General features: G+C 72.2%; 14 protein-coding genes and 1 tRNA gene. 12 read left to right on the top strand and 3 right to left on the bottom strand.

What is annotated here, in order from left to right:
- Positions 1 to 24: 24 nt before the first annotated feature.
- The 12 genes from EUA94_RS14105 to EUA94_RS14050 all read left to right on the top strand — a co-directional run bounded on the left by EUA94_RS14105 (position 25) and on the right by EUA94_RS14050 (position 11,837).
- Positions 25 to 597 carry a winged helix-turn-helix domain-containing protein gene (locus EUA94_RS14105; protein ID WP_129427521.1) on the top strand — a complete coding sequence of 191 codons (573 nt, stop codon included), beginning with the start codon at positions 25 to 27 and terminating at the stop codon, positions 595 to 597.
- Positions 594 to 1,487: an alpha/beta hydrolase gene (locus EUA94_RS14100; RefSeq protein WP_242494873.1), complete on the top strand. Its 894-nt coding sequence runs from the start codon at positions 594 to 596 to the stop codon at positions 1,485 to 1,487. Before EUA94_RS14105 ends, EUA94_RS14100 begins: the two co-directional genes overlap by 4 nt.
- A 35-nt stretch (positions 1,488 to 1,522) precedes the next feature.
- Complete coding sequence (locus EUA94_RS14095) at positions 1,523 to 1,852, top strand: sterol carrier family protein (RefSeq protein ID WP_207210558.1); 330 nt, start codon at positions 1,523 to 1,525, stop codon at positions 1,850 to 1,852.
- Between the two features lie 10 nt (positions 1,853 to 1,862).
- Entirely contained in the window at positions 1,863 to 2,669 is an 807-nt protein-coding gene (locus tag EUA94_RS14090; RefSeq protein ID WP_129427520.1) for a GNAT family N-acetyltransferase, read from the top strand.
- A 24-nt stretch (positions 2,670 to 2,693) separates the two neighbouring features.
- Positions 2,694 to 4,040, top strand: a complete 1,347-nt coding sequence (locus EUA94_RS14085) for a dipeptidase (RefSeq protein ID WP_129427519.1) — start codon at positions 2,694 to 2,696, stop codon at positions 4,038 to 4,040.
- Positions 4,041 to 4,083: 43 nt separating this feature from the next.
- Positions 4,084 to 4,557, top strand: a complete 474-nt coding sequence (locus tag EUA94_RS14080) for an SRPBCC family protein (protein ID WP_129427518.1) — start codon at positions 4,084 to 4,086, stop codon at positions 4,555 to 4,557.
- Between the two features lie 151 nt (positions 4,558 to 4,708).
- A complete protein-coding gene (locus EUA94_RS14075; protein WP_165356901.1) occupies positions 4,709 to 5,749 on the top strand; it encodes an NAD-dependent epimerase/dehydratase family protein in 1,041 nt (346 codons plus the stop codon).
- A gap of 171 nt (positions 5,750 to 5,920) precedes the next feature.
- Complete coding sequence (locus EUA94_RS14070) at positions 5,921 to 8,275, top strand: molybdopterin cofactor-binding domain-containing protein (RefSeq protein ID WP_129427516.1); 2,355 nt, start codon at positions 5,921 to 5,923, stop codon at positions 8,273 to 8,275.
- A gap of 11 nt (positions 8,276 to 8,286) precedes the next feature.
- Positions 8,287 to 8,781 (top strand): (2Fe-2S)-binding protein, encoded by a 495-nt coding sequence (locus EUA94_RS14065; RefSeq protein ID WP_129427515.1) that lies wholly within the window; start codon positions 8,287 to 8,289, stop codon positions 8,779 to 8,781.
- A 48-nt stretch (positions 8,782 to 8,829) separates the two neighbouring features.
- Positions 8,830 to 10,350 (top strand): amidophosphoribosyltransferase, encoded by a 1,521-nt coding sequence (gene purF, locus EUA94_RS14060; protein WP_129427592.1) that lies wholly within the window; start codon positions 8,830 to 8,832, stop codon positions 10,348 to 10,350.
- A 26-nt stretch (positions 10,351 to 10,376) separates the two neighbouring features.
- Positions 10,377 to 11,474, top strand: a complete 1,098-nt coding sequence (gene purM / locus EUA94_RS14055) for a phosphoribosylformylglycinamidine cyclo-ligase (RefSeq protein WP_129427514.1) — start codon at positions 10,377 to 10,379, stop codon at positions 11,472 to 11,474.
- A gap of 168 nt (positions 11,475 to 11,642) precedes the next feature.
- Complete coding sequence (locus tag EUA94_RS14050; protein ID WP_129427513.1) at positions 11,643 to 11,837, top strand: DUF3073 domain-containing protein; 195 nt, start codon at positions 11,643 to 11,645, stop codon at positions 11,835 to 11,837.
- Between the two features lie 75 nt (positions 11,838 to 11,912).
- Here the strand turns inward: EUA94_RS14050 and EUA94_RS14045 are convergent, their stop codons facing one another.
- The 3 genes from EUA94_RS14045 to EUA94_RS14035 form a co-directional block, all read right to left on the bottom strand.
- A complete protein-coding gene (locus tag EUA94_RS14045; RefSeq protein ID WP_129427512.1) occupies positions 11,913 to 13,001 on the bottom strand; it encodes a Glu/Leu/Phe/Val family dehydrogenase in 1,089 nt (362 codons plus the stop codon).
- A 103-nt stretch (positions 13,002 to 13,104) separates the two neighbouring features.
- Positions 13,105 to 14,448, bottom strand: coding sequence for a hypothetical protein (locus EUA94_RS14040; protein WP_129427511.1), 1,344 nt, complete (start codon positions 14,446 to 14,448; stop codon positions 13,105 to 13,107).
- A gap of 77 nt (positions 14,449 to 14,525) precedes the next feature.
- Positions 14,526 to 14,599, bottom strand: a tRNA-Phe gene (locus EUA94_RS14035).
- Positions 14,600 to 14,619: the final 20 nt, after the last annotated feature.

Genomic DNA, 14,619 nt, shown 5'->3' with positions numbered 1-14,619 from the left:
GCGCAATTCGGGTACGATGGCGCCATGCCTGAACCGCAACCGCTCAGCGACCCCCGAGTGCTGCGGGCGATCGCGCACCCGGTGCGTACGCGCATCCTCGAGGAGCTGTCCGCGTCGGGCCCGATCCGGGCCGCCGACGTGGCTCGCGAGCTCGGCATCCCGGCCAACCAGGCGAGCTTCCACCTGCGCCAGCTCGCGAAGTACGGCCTGGTCGAGGAGGCGCCCGAGGAGGCGCGCGACAAGCGCGACCGGGTGTGGAAGGCGACGGCGGCGCAGGGCTTCACCGTGAACCTCCGCCAGCTCAAGGACGCACCCGGTGGCCGGGCTGCCGTCGACGTCTTCCGCACCACCCAGCTCGCCCGGCTCCACGAGGTGGTCGACCGCACGTTCGTCCTCGACCGGGCAGAGGGGAGTGGCGTCTTCACCGCGTCCGACCACGCGATCAAGCTGACCGACGACGAGGCCCACCAGCTGCGCCAGGAGATCGACGACCTCGTCGAGGCGTGGTCGGACCGCACGCGCGGCCGCGCCGAGAAGCGCCGCACCTACCACCTCGTCCAGATCCTCCAGCCGCTCCCGGAGGCGGTCGTCGAGTGACGCCGGTCGTGCGCGCCGAGCGATCCGCGGCTCGGCTCCGAACCCCCGTCATGCGCCGTCGTACGCTGCTCGCCCTGCCCGCACTCGGGCTGATGTCGTCCGCCCTGATGAGCGCCTGCTCCGAGGAGTCCGCCGTGCCCGATGCGCCCACCGCCAGCGATCCCGGCGGTGGCGGCGTCGAGCGCATCACCTACGGCGACGACCCGAGCCAGTGGGTCGACCGCCACACCCCCGAGGGCACGAGTCGAGGCCTGGTCGTCGTCATCCACGGCGGCTTCTGGAAGGCGGAGTACGGCGCGGAGTACGGCGCCCCACTGGCCGAGGACCTCGTCGGGCGCGGCTGGACCGCGGCCAACGTGGAGTACCGCCGGGTCGGCAACGGCGGCGGCTTCCCCGAGACCCTCGACGACATCCACGCGGCCATCGGAGCGGTCGCGACCGACGCCACCGGCCCCGTCATCACACTGGGGCACTCGGCGGGCGGCCACCTCGCCACGTGGGCGGGCGCCCGCGCGCGCTTCGACCGCTGGGCCGACGGCCCGGCCCTCACCCACGTGATCAGCCAGGCGGGCGTGCTCGACCTCCAGACTGCCGTCGCGGAGGGCCTCGGCGCCGATGCCGCCAAGGCGTTCCTCGGCGGCGAGGCCCCGGCGGCGTACGAACAGGCAGATCCGCTCGCGCAGGTCCCGCTCGACGTGCCGATGTGGGCGGTGCACGCGACCGACGACGACATCGTCCCGTTCGCGCAGGCCACGGCATACGTCGATGCCGCGACCGCCGCGGGCGCGGAAGCCACCCTCGTCGAGGTCACCGGCGGGCACTTCGGCGTGATCGACCCGACCAGCGAGGCCTGGGCCGCCTGCATCGCCGTCCTCGACGCCATCGCCTGACCGCAGCCGGGGGCACCGCCGGATAGGTTCGAGGGGTGCCGGCCCGCCTCAAGATCCTGAGCCCTGAGGCACTGGCGACCGCCGACACGAAGGCCTTGGTCAAGCACTACCTCGCGGTCCTCGAGGAGCGTGCGCCCGGTCGGTCGGTCGAGGTCCGCGTGCCGCCGTACGCCGCCGTGCAGGTGGTGCCGGGCGTACGCCACACCCGCGGCACGCCGCCCGCGGTGATCGAGACCGACGGCGAGACGTGGCTCGCCGTGGCGACCGGACGGACGACCTGGGCGGAGGCGCTGGCCTCGGGCGCGGTCCTCGCGAGCGGCGAGCGCACCGACCTCTCGGCATACCTCCCGCTCTCGACGGACTAGCCTCCGCACCATGCACGTGAGCTCCCTCGGATTCCGCACCGACCTCGCCCTCCTGACCTCCTCGGGCAGCGTGGTCGAGGATCGCGGCACGCACCTCGTCGTCCGCTCGCCGGACAACCCGTCCTACTTCTGGGGCAACTTCCTGCTCCTCGCCCGGCCGCCGGTGCCCGGAGGTGAGCGCGAGGTCGTCGGCGCGTTCCACACCGAGTTCCCGCTCGCCGAGCACGTCAGCATCGGCATCGACACCGCCGACCTCACCGACGAGGCACGGGCCGCCTTCGAGGCCGCCGGCCTGACCGTCGACGTCGCGACGGTGCTCACGGCGTCGTCACTCGAGCCCGCCCGCGAGGTCGAGGCGGAGGTCCGGGCGCTCGACGGCGACGACGACTGGGAGGCGCGCGCCCGGCTGAGCCAGCAGCTCTACCCGCAGACGTCCGAGGACGCCTTCATGACCTTCGCCCGGCAGAAGAACGCCCAGGAACGCCGCCTCGTCGACGCCGGTCGCGGCACCCGCTTCGGCGCGTACGTCGACGGGACGCTCGTGTCGACGGCCGGGATCTTCGTGACCGAGGAGGGCGTGGCGCGCTACCAGAGCGTCGAGACGCACCCCGACCACCGCCGCCGGGGCCTGGCTGCTGCGGTCGTCCACGCCGCGGGTGAGCACGGCCTCGACCGGCTCGGCGTACGCACCCTCGTGATCGTCGCCGACACCGACGGCGAGGCCATCGGGATCTACCGCAAGCTCGGGTTCGCCGACGTCGAGCGGCAGCTGATGATGGAGCAGCGCAGCGGCGAATGGGCGACGCTCGACGGCTGAGCACGTCGCTCTAGGGTGGGCCGTATGACTGTCGACATCCCCGCTCGTCTCGCCGAGGTCATGCCCGGCATCCGCCGCGACCTGGAGGACCTGGTCCGCATCCAGTCCGTGTCCGCCGACCCCGAGCGCGCCGGCGAGGTCGAGCGCAGCGCCGAGGCGACGCGGGACCTCTTCGCCGCCGAGGGCTTCGAGGCCGAGATCGTCCGGGCGTACGACGGTGCGCCGCCGGCCGTGATCGCGAAGAAGGCCGGCCCCGAGGGCGCGCCGACCGTCCTGCTCTACGCCCACCACGACGTCCAGCCGGAGAACGACCACGCCGACTGGGACTCCCCGCCGTGGGAGCCGACCGAGCGAGGCGACCGGCTCTATGCCCGCGGTGCCGCCGACGACAAGGCCGGCATCGCCGCCCACCTCGGCGCGGTGCGCATCTTCGGCGACGAGCTCCCGGTCAACCTCGTGATGTTCATCGAGGGCGAGGAGGAGGTCGGCTCCGACACCCTCGTCGAGCTGCTCAACACCCACAAGGACCGCCTCGAGGCCGACGTCATCGTCATCGCCGACTCCGGCAACTGGGACATCGGCGAGCCCGCGCTGACCACCAGCCTGCGTGGCCTGGTCCGGATGGACATCGAGGTCCGTACGCTCACGCACGCCGTGCACAGTGGCATGTGGGGCGGCCTGGTGCCCGACTCGATCATGACCCTGAGCCGACTCATCGCGAGCCTCAACGACGACGCCGGCAACGTCGCCGTCGAGGGCCTCCACTCCGGCCCCGCCGCCGACGTCGAGTATCCCGAGGCCCGCCTGCGCGCCGAGTCCGGCGCCGCCGAGGGCATCGAGTGGATCGGCTCCGGGTCGGTCGTCGAGCGCCTCTGGACCAAGCCGTCCGTCAGCATCACCGGCTTCGACGCCCCGAAGGTCGAGGGCGCCTCCAACACGCTGACGCCCGCCGCCCGCTGCCGGATCAGCATGCGCATCGCGCCCGGCGACACGACCGCCAACGCCGTCCAGTGCCTGCAGGCCCACCTCGAGAAGCACGTCGCCTGGGGCGCCACGCTGAGCACCACGGTCGTCGACACCGGCGAAGCCACGCAGATCGACGCGACGGGTCCGGCGTACGACGCCGCGCGCGCCGCGTTCGCCGAGGCCTGGGACGGCACCGAGCCGGTCGACATGGGGGTCGGCGGGTCGATCCCGTTCATCGCCGAGTTCCTCGAGGCCTTCCCGCAGGCGAGCGTCCTGGTCACCGGCGTCGAGGACCCCGACACCCGCGCCCACGGCGCCAACGAGGGCCTGCACCTTGCCGAGTTCGAGAAGGTCGTCAAGGCCGAGGCGTTCCTCCTGCGCAACCTCGGTGAGCTCGCCCGCTGACTCACCCCGATGGTCGTCGGGAACCCGCCGGTAGCCTCGCGGAATGGCAACGTTCCGTGCACGCGACCGGTCCTCCGCGGTCCTCCGCTCACCCCGCAGCGAGGTGTGGGCGGCGCTGACCGATGCCGACCTGATCGCGAAGATCACGCCCTACGTCACCTCGATCACGGTCGACGGCGACCGCTGGGTCTGGCGGCTGGCCACCATCCCCGTGCTCGGCGCCTCGGTGGCGCCCGCGTTCACCGAGGTGATGGAGCTGCACCCCGAGGAGCGGATCGAGTTCACCCACGACCCCGCCCGCACCGACGAGATGACCTCGGTCGAGGGCACGTACCTCCTGGCCGACCACGCCGGCGGCGGCACCGACGTCACCATCGACCTGCAGATCGCCTGCACCCTCCCGCTGCCGGGCCTGGCGCGGCCGGCGGTCGAGCGGGTGATGGCCGGGGTCGTGAAGCACATGGGCAGCGTCTTCTCCCGCAACCTGCTCAAGCACCTCGGTGAAGCTCAGGCATGACTCCCCGCCCCACGGCCTGCTGCGCGGCCCCCGGCACGCACGCTGGCCGCGTTGTCGTCAGTCGCCATGGCTCCGCCATGTCTCCCTCCTCCGCCTTGCCATCGCACGCGCCGGACGCCGCTCGCGACGGCCTGGGACGAGGAGGCATGCCGTGAGGATCCTCGTCCTCGGCGCGACCGGCTACGTCGGCTCCCGCCTCGTCCCGCACCTGCTCGACCGCGGCCATGACGTGGTGGCCGCGTCGTCGTCGGTGCCCGACCCCGACCGCTTCGGCTGGGACGAGCGCGTCGAGGCGATCCGCTGCGACGTGACCGACGAGGCGTCGGTCGACGCGGCGGTGTCGGACGTCGACGCCGTGGTCTACCTCGTCCACTCGCTGCAGCGCAGCGACTTCACCGACCGCGACCGGCTCGGGGCCGAGCACGTCGCGGCGGCTGCCCGTCACCACCGCGTACGCCGCCTCGTCTACCTCTCCGGCCTGGTGCCCGACGTGGCCGAGGACGAGCTGTCGGCCCACATCGCCTCGCGGCTCGAGGTCGAGCGGATCCTGCTGGGCGCCAGCGACGACGCGGCGGCCCTGCGCGCGGGTGTCGTCATCGGGGCCGGGTCGACCTCGTTCGAGATCATCCGCCAGATCGCGACGCTCTTCGTCGTCCAGCCGGTGCCGACGTGGATGAACCGCAACGTGCAGCCGATCGCCGTCTCCGACGTGCTCCGCGCCATCGGCGAGGCCCTCGAGGACGACGGGCCGCGCGGTGCCGTCGACATTGGCGGACCGGACGTCATCACCTACCCGCGGCTGATGCGCGCCTGCTCCCGCGGCGCCGGCCTGTCCCGCCTGCGGCTGCCCGCACCACTCGTCCCGACCAGCCTCGTCGGCCTCGGAGCCGCCCTCGCCACGACGGCCCCCTTCCACACCGTCACCTCGCTCATCGAGTCGCTCCATCACGACATGGTCTGCCGGCCGGGCCACACCTGGGTGCCGCGCGACGGGGGCCACCTGCTCGGGCTCGGCGAGGCGATCGAGCTCGCCACCGACCCGACGTACGCCGGCCCCGAGGCGTCGCTGCCCTCGGACCCCGACTGGGCCCGGCCGCACCGGCTGCTCGACGCGCTGCCCCTCCCGGCCACCACCCGCGCCGCCGCGCGCCTGGCCCTCCACCGGGTCCGCACCGTCCTCACCGATACCTGAGGACACCACGTACGTCGGTCGGCTCCGGACCCGATTACCACGTCCTCAGGTATCGGTCGCTGGACCTCGCCTTGAACTGTGACAGCGTCACTGTCACAGTGGACGGGCGGTTCCTGGGGAGGGACCTCTGCCCGGGAGGATCCCGGGCCGACCAGATCGGGTGATTCTCGGATGCCCAACTCGAGCGACCCCCACGACCCTGCGCCCGACCAAGATCTCGGGGCCCCCGCGGCGCCGTACGCCCTCGACCGGCGCCGCTTCGTCGGCTACGTCCTCGGTGGCGCGACCCTCGTGGCCGCCGCCGACCTGGTGCTCGTCGAGGCGCCGCCCGCCAGCGCCGAGATCCCGACCGCGCCGCAGGTCCCCGAGCTCTACGACCTCAACGACATGCTGACCGACGCCGCGCGGCCGACGGCCAACCTGATCACCGTCACGATCAACGCCGACGGCACGGCCAGCTTCGAGCTTCCTCGCGCGGAGGTCGGCCAGGGCATCACCACGTCCACGGCGATGCTGATCGCCGAGGAGCTCGACCTGCCGCTGGAGAAGGTCACCGTCACCCTCGCCCCGGCCCGCCCGGAGCTGCTCTTCAACCAGCTGACCGGTGGGTCCAACACCACCATCTCGACGTACACCCCGATCCGGGTCGCCGCCGCCGTCGCCCGACTCGCCCTGCTCGAGGCCGCCGCGATCGTGCTCGGCGACACGGTGGGCGGCCTCGTCGCCAAGGGCGGCGTCATCACCGCGGGCGACGGCAGCTCGGTCACCTACGGCGAGCTGGCCGCGAAGGCCGCCGTCTCGGGGGACCGCGCCGTCGAGGTCGAGCTCAAGAGCGAGGCCGACTTCACCCTGGTCGGCCGGCCCACGAACCGCGTCGACGCCGTGGCTGCCGTGACCGGCGCCAAGGACTTCACCACCGACCTCGACGTGGCCGGTGCGCTGCCGACGATGGTCTGCCGGGCGCCCACGCTCAACGGCACGCCCGTGTCCGTACGCAACGAGGCCGCGGTCGAGGCGATGCCCGGCGTCACCCACGTCTCGCAGGTCAGCACCGGCGTCGCCGTCCGTGCCGAGACCTTCGGCCAGTGCATCGACGCCGTTCGCGCGCTCGACGTCGCGTGGAAGGCGGGCCCGGTCGCGGGGGAGAGCGACGCGACGATCCTGCGCAAGCTGCGCGCGGCCCAGCTGCCGATGCCCGCGCTGCCCAGCACCCCGCTCACACAGACGGTGTCCGGCGACTTCACCTTCTACTTCCGCAGCAACTCCGCGATGGACACCAACAGCGCCATTGCCGACGTACGTCCCGACGGGGCCACCATCTGGGCGGGCCTCAAGTCGCCCATCGTGGCGCAGCAGCAGATCGCCCTCCGGCTCGGCATGGCGCCCGACAAGGTGAAGGTCAACGTCGTCACCGCCGGAGGCTCCTTCGGTCGACGGCTGTTCTTCGACGCCGCCCTCGAGGCCGCCGAGATCTCCCAGAAGATGGCCGCGCCGGTCAAGCTGATGTGGCACCGCGCCGACGACGCCCGGGTCGGCCGCGGCCACCCGATGGGCACCTGCCGGGTCCAGGCGACGGTCCTCGGCAACGAGGTGCTCGCGTTCAACCAGTCGCTCACCTGCGTCGAGACCGACTTCCGCCATGGCCTCGGCGAGATCATCACGGCTGCCGGCGCCGACCTCCCGGCCGGCGTCGGGAACCTCGGCTTCGCCGAGACGATCTTCGCGCTCACCCAGGAGGTGCCCTACGACTTCGGCGCCGTCGTGCAGACCCTCGTCGAGACCGACGACCGCTTCAACACCGGCTCGATGCGCAACATCTACTCACCCGACGTACGCGTGGCGGGCGAGCTCGTCGTGGACAAGCTCGCCGCCAAGATGCGGATGGACCCCTACCAGTTCCGCCGGAAGTTCCAGCGCAACCCGAGGCTCCTCGCGGTCCTCGACACGGTCGCGCAGGCGGGGGAGTGGGGCAGGTCGATGCCGGCCGGCACCGCGCAGGGCATCGCCATCCACAAGGAGTACAAGGGCGTCTCGGCCTGCCTCGTGGAGATCGACACCCGACCCGCGACCACGGGTCGCCAGATCCGCAACGCGGTCACCGGTCCGCGCGTCACCCGGGTCACCTTCGCGATCGACGTCGGTCTGGCGGTCAACCCGCGCGGGCTCGAAGCGCAGATGCAGGGCGGGATCAACGACGGCATCGCCCTCGCGCTGACGTCGAGCCTCCACCTGCGCGACGGCCACTTCCTCGAGGCGAGCTGGGACAACTATTTCTACACGCGCCAGTGGAACACCCCGCCCGACGTCCGGGTGATCGTGATGCCGTCGGAGGAGACGGTGCCCGGTGGGGCCGGCGAGGCAGGCGTCGCCGCCACGTTCGCCGCCGTGGCCTGCGCGTACGCCCGCGCCACCGGGACCATGCCCACCACGTTCCCGATCAACCACGGCCAGCTGTCCTTCGAGCCCAAGCCCTTCACGCCGCCCATCCCGCAGTCGCCGACCGACGGCCTCGAGCTCACCTCCTGAGGAGCATCCCCATGCCAGAGCAGACTTTCATCGTGAACGGCAATCGGGTCACGGTCGACGTCGAGGACGACGTACGCCTCCTGTGGGTGCTGCGCGACCGCCTCGGGATCACCGGGCCGAAGTACGGCTGCGGGATCAACGTGTGCAAGGCGTGCACGTCCCACATCAACGGCAAGGCGTTCAATCCGTGCGCCGTCCCGGTGGGCCAGCTGGGCGCCGACGACGAGGTCACCACCATCGAGGGCCTGCCCGACCAGGTCGAGCCCGCACAGCGCGGCGACCACGGCCTGCACCCGATGCAGGAGGCGTGGCTGGACCGCGACGTGGCCCAGTGCGGCTACTGCCAACCCGGCCAGATCATGGCCGCCGTGGCGCTCGTCAACAGGGTGAGCGCCGAGGGCGGGACCATCACCGACGCCGACCTCGACACGATCCGCAACATCTGCCGGTGCGGCACCTACACCCGGATCCGCGAGGCCATCCGGGACGGCGCCGAACGGATGTGACGCCGCGCCCGTAGACTGCGAGCCGTGCCCCAGCCGACGAGCAGACGGATGGGCGGCGACGGCCGTCTGACCATGGCCCTCGACCCCCAGGACCAGGGCCCGCAGGACGCCTGTGGCGTCTTCGGCGTGTGGGCGCCGGGCGAGGACGTCGCCAAGCTGACCTACTTCGGGCTGTACGCGCTGCAGCACCGCGGGCAGGAGTCGGCCGGCATCGCGGTGAGCAACGGTCGCCAGATCCTGGTCTACAAGGACATGGGCCTGGTCTCGCAGGTCTTCGACGAGTCGACCCTCGAGTCGCTCAAGGGCCACCTCGCGATCGGCCACTCGCGCTACTCCACCACCGGCGCCTCCACCTGGCAGAACGCGCAGCCGACCTTCCGCCCCACCGTCGACGGCTCCATCGCGCTCGGCCACAACGGCAACCTGATCAACACCCACGAGCTCGCCCAGATGGTCCGCGACCTGCCCGACCCCGACGGCGAGCTGCCGCTGCACACCCGCGACATCGAGACCTCGACCAACGACACCGGCCTGGTCACCGCGCTCATGGCGCACCACCCCGACACCTCGCTCGAGCAGCGCGCGCTCGAGGTCCTGCCCCTGCTGCGCGGCGCCTTCTGCTTCGTCTGGATGAACGAGGGCACGCTGTACGCCGCCCGCGACCCGCAGGGCATCCGCCCCCTCGTGCTCGGTCGCCTCGACCGCGGCTGGGTGGTCGCCAGCGAGGACGCCGCGCTCGCCACGATCGGCGCCAGCCGGGTCCGCGAGGTCGAGCCCGGCGAGATGGTCGTGATCGACGAGAACGGGCTCCGCTCCCACACGTTCGCCCAGCCCGACCGCAAGGGCTGCGTGTTCGAGTACGTCTACCTCGCCCGGCCCGACGCCACGATCGGTGGGCGCAGCGTCCACGAGTCGCGCGTCGAGATGGGCCGACAGCTCGCGCGTGAGTTCCCGGTCGAGGCCGACCTCGTGATCCCCGTGCCCGAGTCGGGCACCCCGGCAGCGGCGGGCTACGCCGAGGAGTCCGGCATTCCCTTCGGCCAGGGGTTCGTCAAGAACGCGTACGTCGGGCGCACCTTCATCCAGCCCAGCCAGACGCTGCGCCAGCTCGGCATCCGGCTCAAGCTCAACGCGCTCGAGCACATGATCCGCGGCAAGCGGATCGTGGTCGTCGACGACTCGATCGTGCGCGGCAACACCCAGCGCGCGCAGGTGCGGATGCTCCGCGAGGCGGGCGCGCTCGAGGTGCACGTCCGCATCTCCAGCCCGCCGGTCAAGTGGCCCTGCTTCTACGGCATCGACTTCGCCACCCGGGCCGAGCTCATCGCCAACGGCCTGACCCCTGAGGAGATCGCCGCCAGTGTCGGGGCCGACACCCTCGGCTACATCTCGCTCGACGGGATGATCGACTCGACCAAGCAGCAGCGCGACTCGCTCTGCACGGCCTGCTTCACCGGCACCTATCCCATCGAGCTGCCCGACGAGAGCCTGCTCGGCAAGCACCTGCTCGAGTCGACGCTGCAGTCGCCGACGCTGGGCCGGGCACTGCCGGTCCTCAACAACCCCTGACCCGTCGTACGCCCCAGGAGCCTTGCGTGACCGACCAGCCCACTGAGTCCTCTCCCGGGGCCTACGCCGCAGCCGGGGTCTCGATCGAGGCGGCCGACCGCGCGATCGACCTGATGAAGGGCTGGGTCGAGAAGTCCCGTCGGCCCGAGGTGATCGGCGGCCTCGGCGGCTTCGCCGGGCTCTTCGACGCGTCCGCGCTGACCCGCTACGAGCGGCCGCTGCTGGCCACCTCGACCGACGGCGTCGGCACCAAGGTCGCCATCGCCCAGCTGATGGACGTGCACGACACGATCGGCTTCGACCTCGTCGGCATGGTGGTCGACGACCTCGTCGTCTGCGGCGCCGAGCCGCTCTTCATGACCGACTACATCGCCTGCGGCCGCGTCGTCCCGGAGCGCATCGCGGCCATCGTCAAGGGCATCGCGGAGGCGTGCGTAGTCGCCGGCTGCGCCCTCATCGGCGGCGAGACCGCCGAGCACCCCGGCCTGCTCGACCCCGACGACTACGACGTCGCGGGCGCCACCACCGGTGTGGTCGAGGCCAGCAAGCTGCTCGGCCCGGGCCGCGTCCGTCCTGGCGACGTGGTGATCGCGATGGAGGCCAGCGGCCTGCACTCCAACGGCTACTCGCTCGTGCGCCACGTGCTGCTGGGTTCGACCGACTCCGGCGGAGCCGGCTGGACCGTCGACCGGCAGGTCGACGACTTCGGCCGTACGCTCGGCGAGGAGCTGCTCGAGCCGACCCGCATCTACGCCAAGGCCTGCCTCGACCTCGCCGACCGCACCGAGACCCACGCCATGTCCCACGTGACCGGCGGCGGGCTCGCCGCCAACCTCGAGCGGGTGCTCCCCGCCGAGGTGTCGGTCCGCCTCGACCGCTCCACGTGGACGCCGCAGCCGGTCTTCGACGTCGTACGCCGCGTCGGTGCCGTGTCGCAGGCCGACCTCGAGGCGACGCTCAACTGCGGCGTCGGCATGGTGTCGCTCACCGCGCCCGAGTCGGTCGACACCGCGATTGCCGTCCTGGCCGGCCACGGCATCAAGGCGTGGGTCGCCGGCGACGTACGCCTCGACAGCGACCACGGCGGACGCGTGCTCATGGAGGGCCAGCACCCCGGCTGGTGAGCCCGAAATCTGTGGTCGTCGGCGAAATGCCGGGCCTTGGTGTGCGGGAACAGCCACCGCTCAGGTAGCGTTGTGCCCACGATATGTGACCGATCAGACCGGGCGCGTCGGGGAACTGCACAAGTTCCCTCTGGCGGCCCCGGCCAAGTGTGCGAGGGGGTCGACCCTATGGGGCGCGGCCGAGCGAAGGCGAAGCAGACCAAGGTCGCACGCGACCTGAAGTACCGGACTCACGAGACCGACTTCGGGGCGCTGGCGAATGAGCTGCACGGAAACGACAATTCCCATCCCAGGCCGACTGAGGTCGAGCCGGATGAGGACGAGTGGTCGGACTATGCCGACCGCAGTCGTCGTGCCGACTGACTGATCACACCTGATCGCCGTCCGGGCCACCGGGCGCCGAGGCGTACGACCGCGCCCCGACGCTGCCCGGTCACCTCAGAGGTGGATGCCGCGCAGGCGGCCGACCTCGCGCATCCGGCGCTCGGCGAGGCGGTCGGCGGCCTCGGCGGTGGTGACGCCGTCGGCGGCGGCGAGCTCGAACACGCGGCGGGTGGTGTCGAAGATGCCGCTCGCGCGCTGCTGCGCGCGCTCGAAGGAGAAGCCCTCGAGCTCGTCGGCGACCTGGATCACGCCACCGGAGTTCACGCAGTAGTCGGGGGCGTACAGGATGCCGCGCTCCGCGATCTGCTTCTCGATGCCGGGGTGCGCGAGCTGGTTGTTCGCCGCGCCGCAGATGATCGAGGCGCGCAGCACTTCGAGCACCTCGTCGCTGATGGCGCCGCCCATCGCGCAGGGCGCGTACACGTCGAGCTCGGAGGCGACCAGCTCGTCGGTCGAGCCGACGGCCTGCACCTGCGGGTACTCCGCGCGGACGGCCTCGACCGACGGGGCGTGCACGTCGGTGACGACGACGGTGGCGCCGTCCTCGATGAGGTGGCGGACGAGGTGGCGGCCGACCTTGCCGACGCCGGCGACACCGACGGTGCGCCCGGCCAGCGTGGGCTCGCCCCACAGCTGCTCGGCGGCGGCCCGCATGCCCTGGAAGGTGCCGTACGCCGTCAGCACCGAGCTGTCGCCCGCGCCGCCGTGGGCGACGGTGCGGCCGGTGACGAAGTCGCACTCGCGGGCGATGTGGTCCATGTCGACGCTGAAGGTGCCGACGTCGCAGGCGGTGAAGTAGCGGCCGTTGAGCGACTGCACGAACCGGCCGTACGCCCGCAGCAGGGCCTCGGTCTTGAGCTCGGCCGGATCACCGATGATGACGGCCTTGCCGCCGCCCAGGTCGGGGCCGGCGAGCGCGTTCTTGTACGACATCCCGCGCGAGAGGTTGAGCACGTCGACGATCGCGTCGTCGGTGCTGGCGTAGGGATAGAACCGCGTCCCACCGAGGGCCGGGCCCAGTGCGGTGGAGTGGATCGCGACGATGGCCCGGAGGCCGCTGGCGGGGTCGTTGCAGAACACGACCTGCTCGTGCTCGCTGCCGAGGTCGAAGACGTCGACGCCGGACGGGGCGGCTCCAGACATGCTGTGGATCCTTTTCTGGTGAGGGCGGCCGCGGGGTGTGCGGACCTGGTCGGAGCGGTCGAGGGGTGGTGACCGCCGTCACGCCCAGCGTATCGCCGCGCGATCAGGTCGGACGCATCAGCACCAGGTCGCCGTGGGTGCCGTAGCCGAGCAGCGTGCCGCCGGCGGGACTGCCGTTGAACGTCGCCATCAGCCAGCCGTCGTCGACCCGGGCGAGGGCGGGCCACGGCAGGTTGGTCGGGTAGGGCGCGTCGAGCATGCCGGTCTCGCCCATCGCGAGGTCGAAGACGGGGAACCGTGCCCGCATGCCGCGCGGCGAGTCGCGGCCGTCGCTCGCCAGCACGATCAGGTCCCCGTCGACCTCCACGAGCGTGGTTCCCTCGGTGGCGGTCCGGTCGGTCGCGGCGCCCAGCAGCCGCAGGACGTCGAGGGCAGGCCCGCCGGCCAGCGCGGGATGGAAGTCGAAGAAGCGTCGGGCGCTCACGAAGCCCACCAGCCACTGACCGTCGCGCCGCACGAGGTGCGGGTCCCAGGTCGCGATCGAGGCGAGCCCGTCGGTCGGCAGCGGCAGCTCGCGGGTGTCGAGGACGTGGGTGCCGCGCAACAGGTCGGCGTCGGACTCGGCGAGGGTCACCCGCAACCCCGACGGCGTACGACGGCCGGCGCGCGTCGTCGGGGTTTCGAAGTCGCCCCAGGTGCTGGTCGCCACGAGCCACCCGCCGGACGAGCGGACGAGGTGGGTGGCGTGGTCGCCGAAGACCCCCGGCCGGTCGGGCCGCCGGAAGAACAGGTCGCCCGCGTGCGCCAGGTCGAGGCTCGTCGGGTCCAGGCGCCACACGCTCGTGTGCGCGGTGTCGAAGAAGCCGGGGCCGGCGGAGGTCGCGGTGAGCCAGAGCACCTCGTCGTCGCGTACGGGCCGGCCGTCCTCGTCGGTCACGAACCGGACGTCGCGCAGCCCGAGCTGGCCGAAGGCGCCGGCCGTGCCGCCGCCGTCGGGAAGCTCGACCCGCAGGTCCGCCAGCGCCACCTCGTCCCGCGTGTCGAGGGCACGACCGGTCCCGTCGTCGTCGCGCAGGTCGTGGCGCGCCCGGGCGACCCAGCGGTCGTCCTCCCGCGTCCACCCCGTCACGTGCGTCCCGGTCAGCGTCAGGGCGATGCCGAGGGGGTCCTCGGCCCGGTGGAACCGTCGGCTCCGCAACACCTGCGTCTCGTCGCCGGAGGTCACCCGGAGCGACACTGAGCCGTCCTCCAGCGAGGCGGCGAGCCGGCGGCCGCCCAGCCCGAACGCAAGGACCGCCCCTTCCACCGCGGTGGTCGTCGCGGCGACGTACGGCGCGACGGCCGGCAGCGCGACGATGCCGCCGGTGGTCGTGTCGAACTGCACGGAGCCCGGCGCGACGAGGTCGACCGGACGCAGTCGTCGTACGACCTCGAGGCGGGGGAGCACGCAGACATCCTCGCGGGTCCGGCGCGGAGTCGCAGAAGGGCCCCGATCGGGACGTGATCGGGGCCCTTCTGTGCTTGTGGGCAGGGGCGGGGTCGAACCGCCGACCTATCACTTTTCAGGCGATCGCTCGTACCAACTGAGCTACCTGCCCAAGCGGGGACGAGGATACAT

The sequence above is a fragment of the Nocardioides zhouii genome, from assembly GCF_004137345.1.
GTDB lineage: Bacteria > Actinomycetota > Actinomycetes > Propionibacteriales > Nocardioidaceae > Nocardioides > Nocardioides zhouii.
The sequence above is the reverse complement of the archived record's forward strand: the minus strand, read 5'-3'. Positions and strand labels throughout refer to the sequence as shown.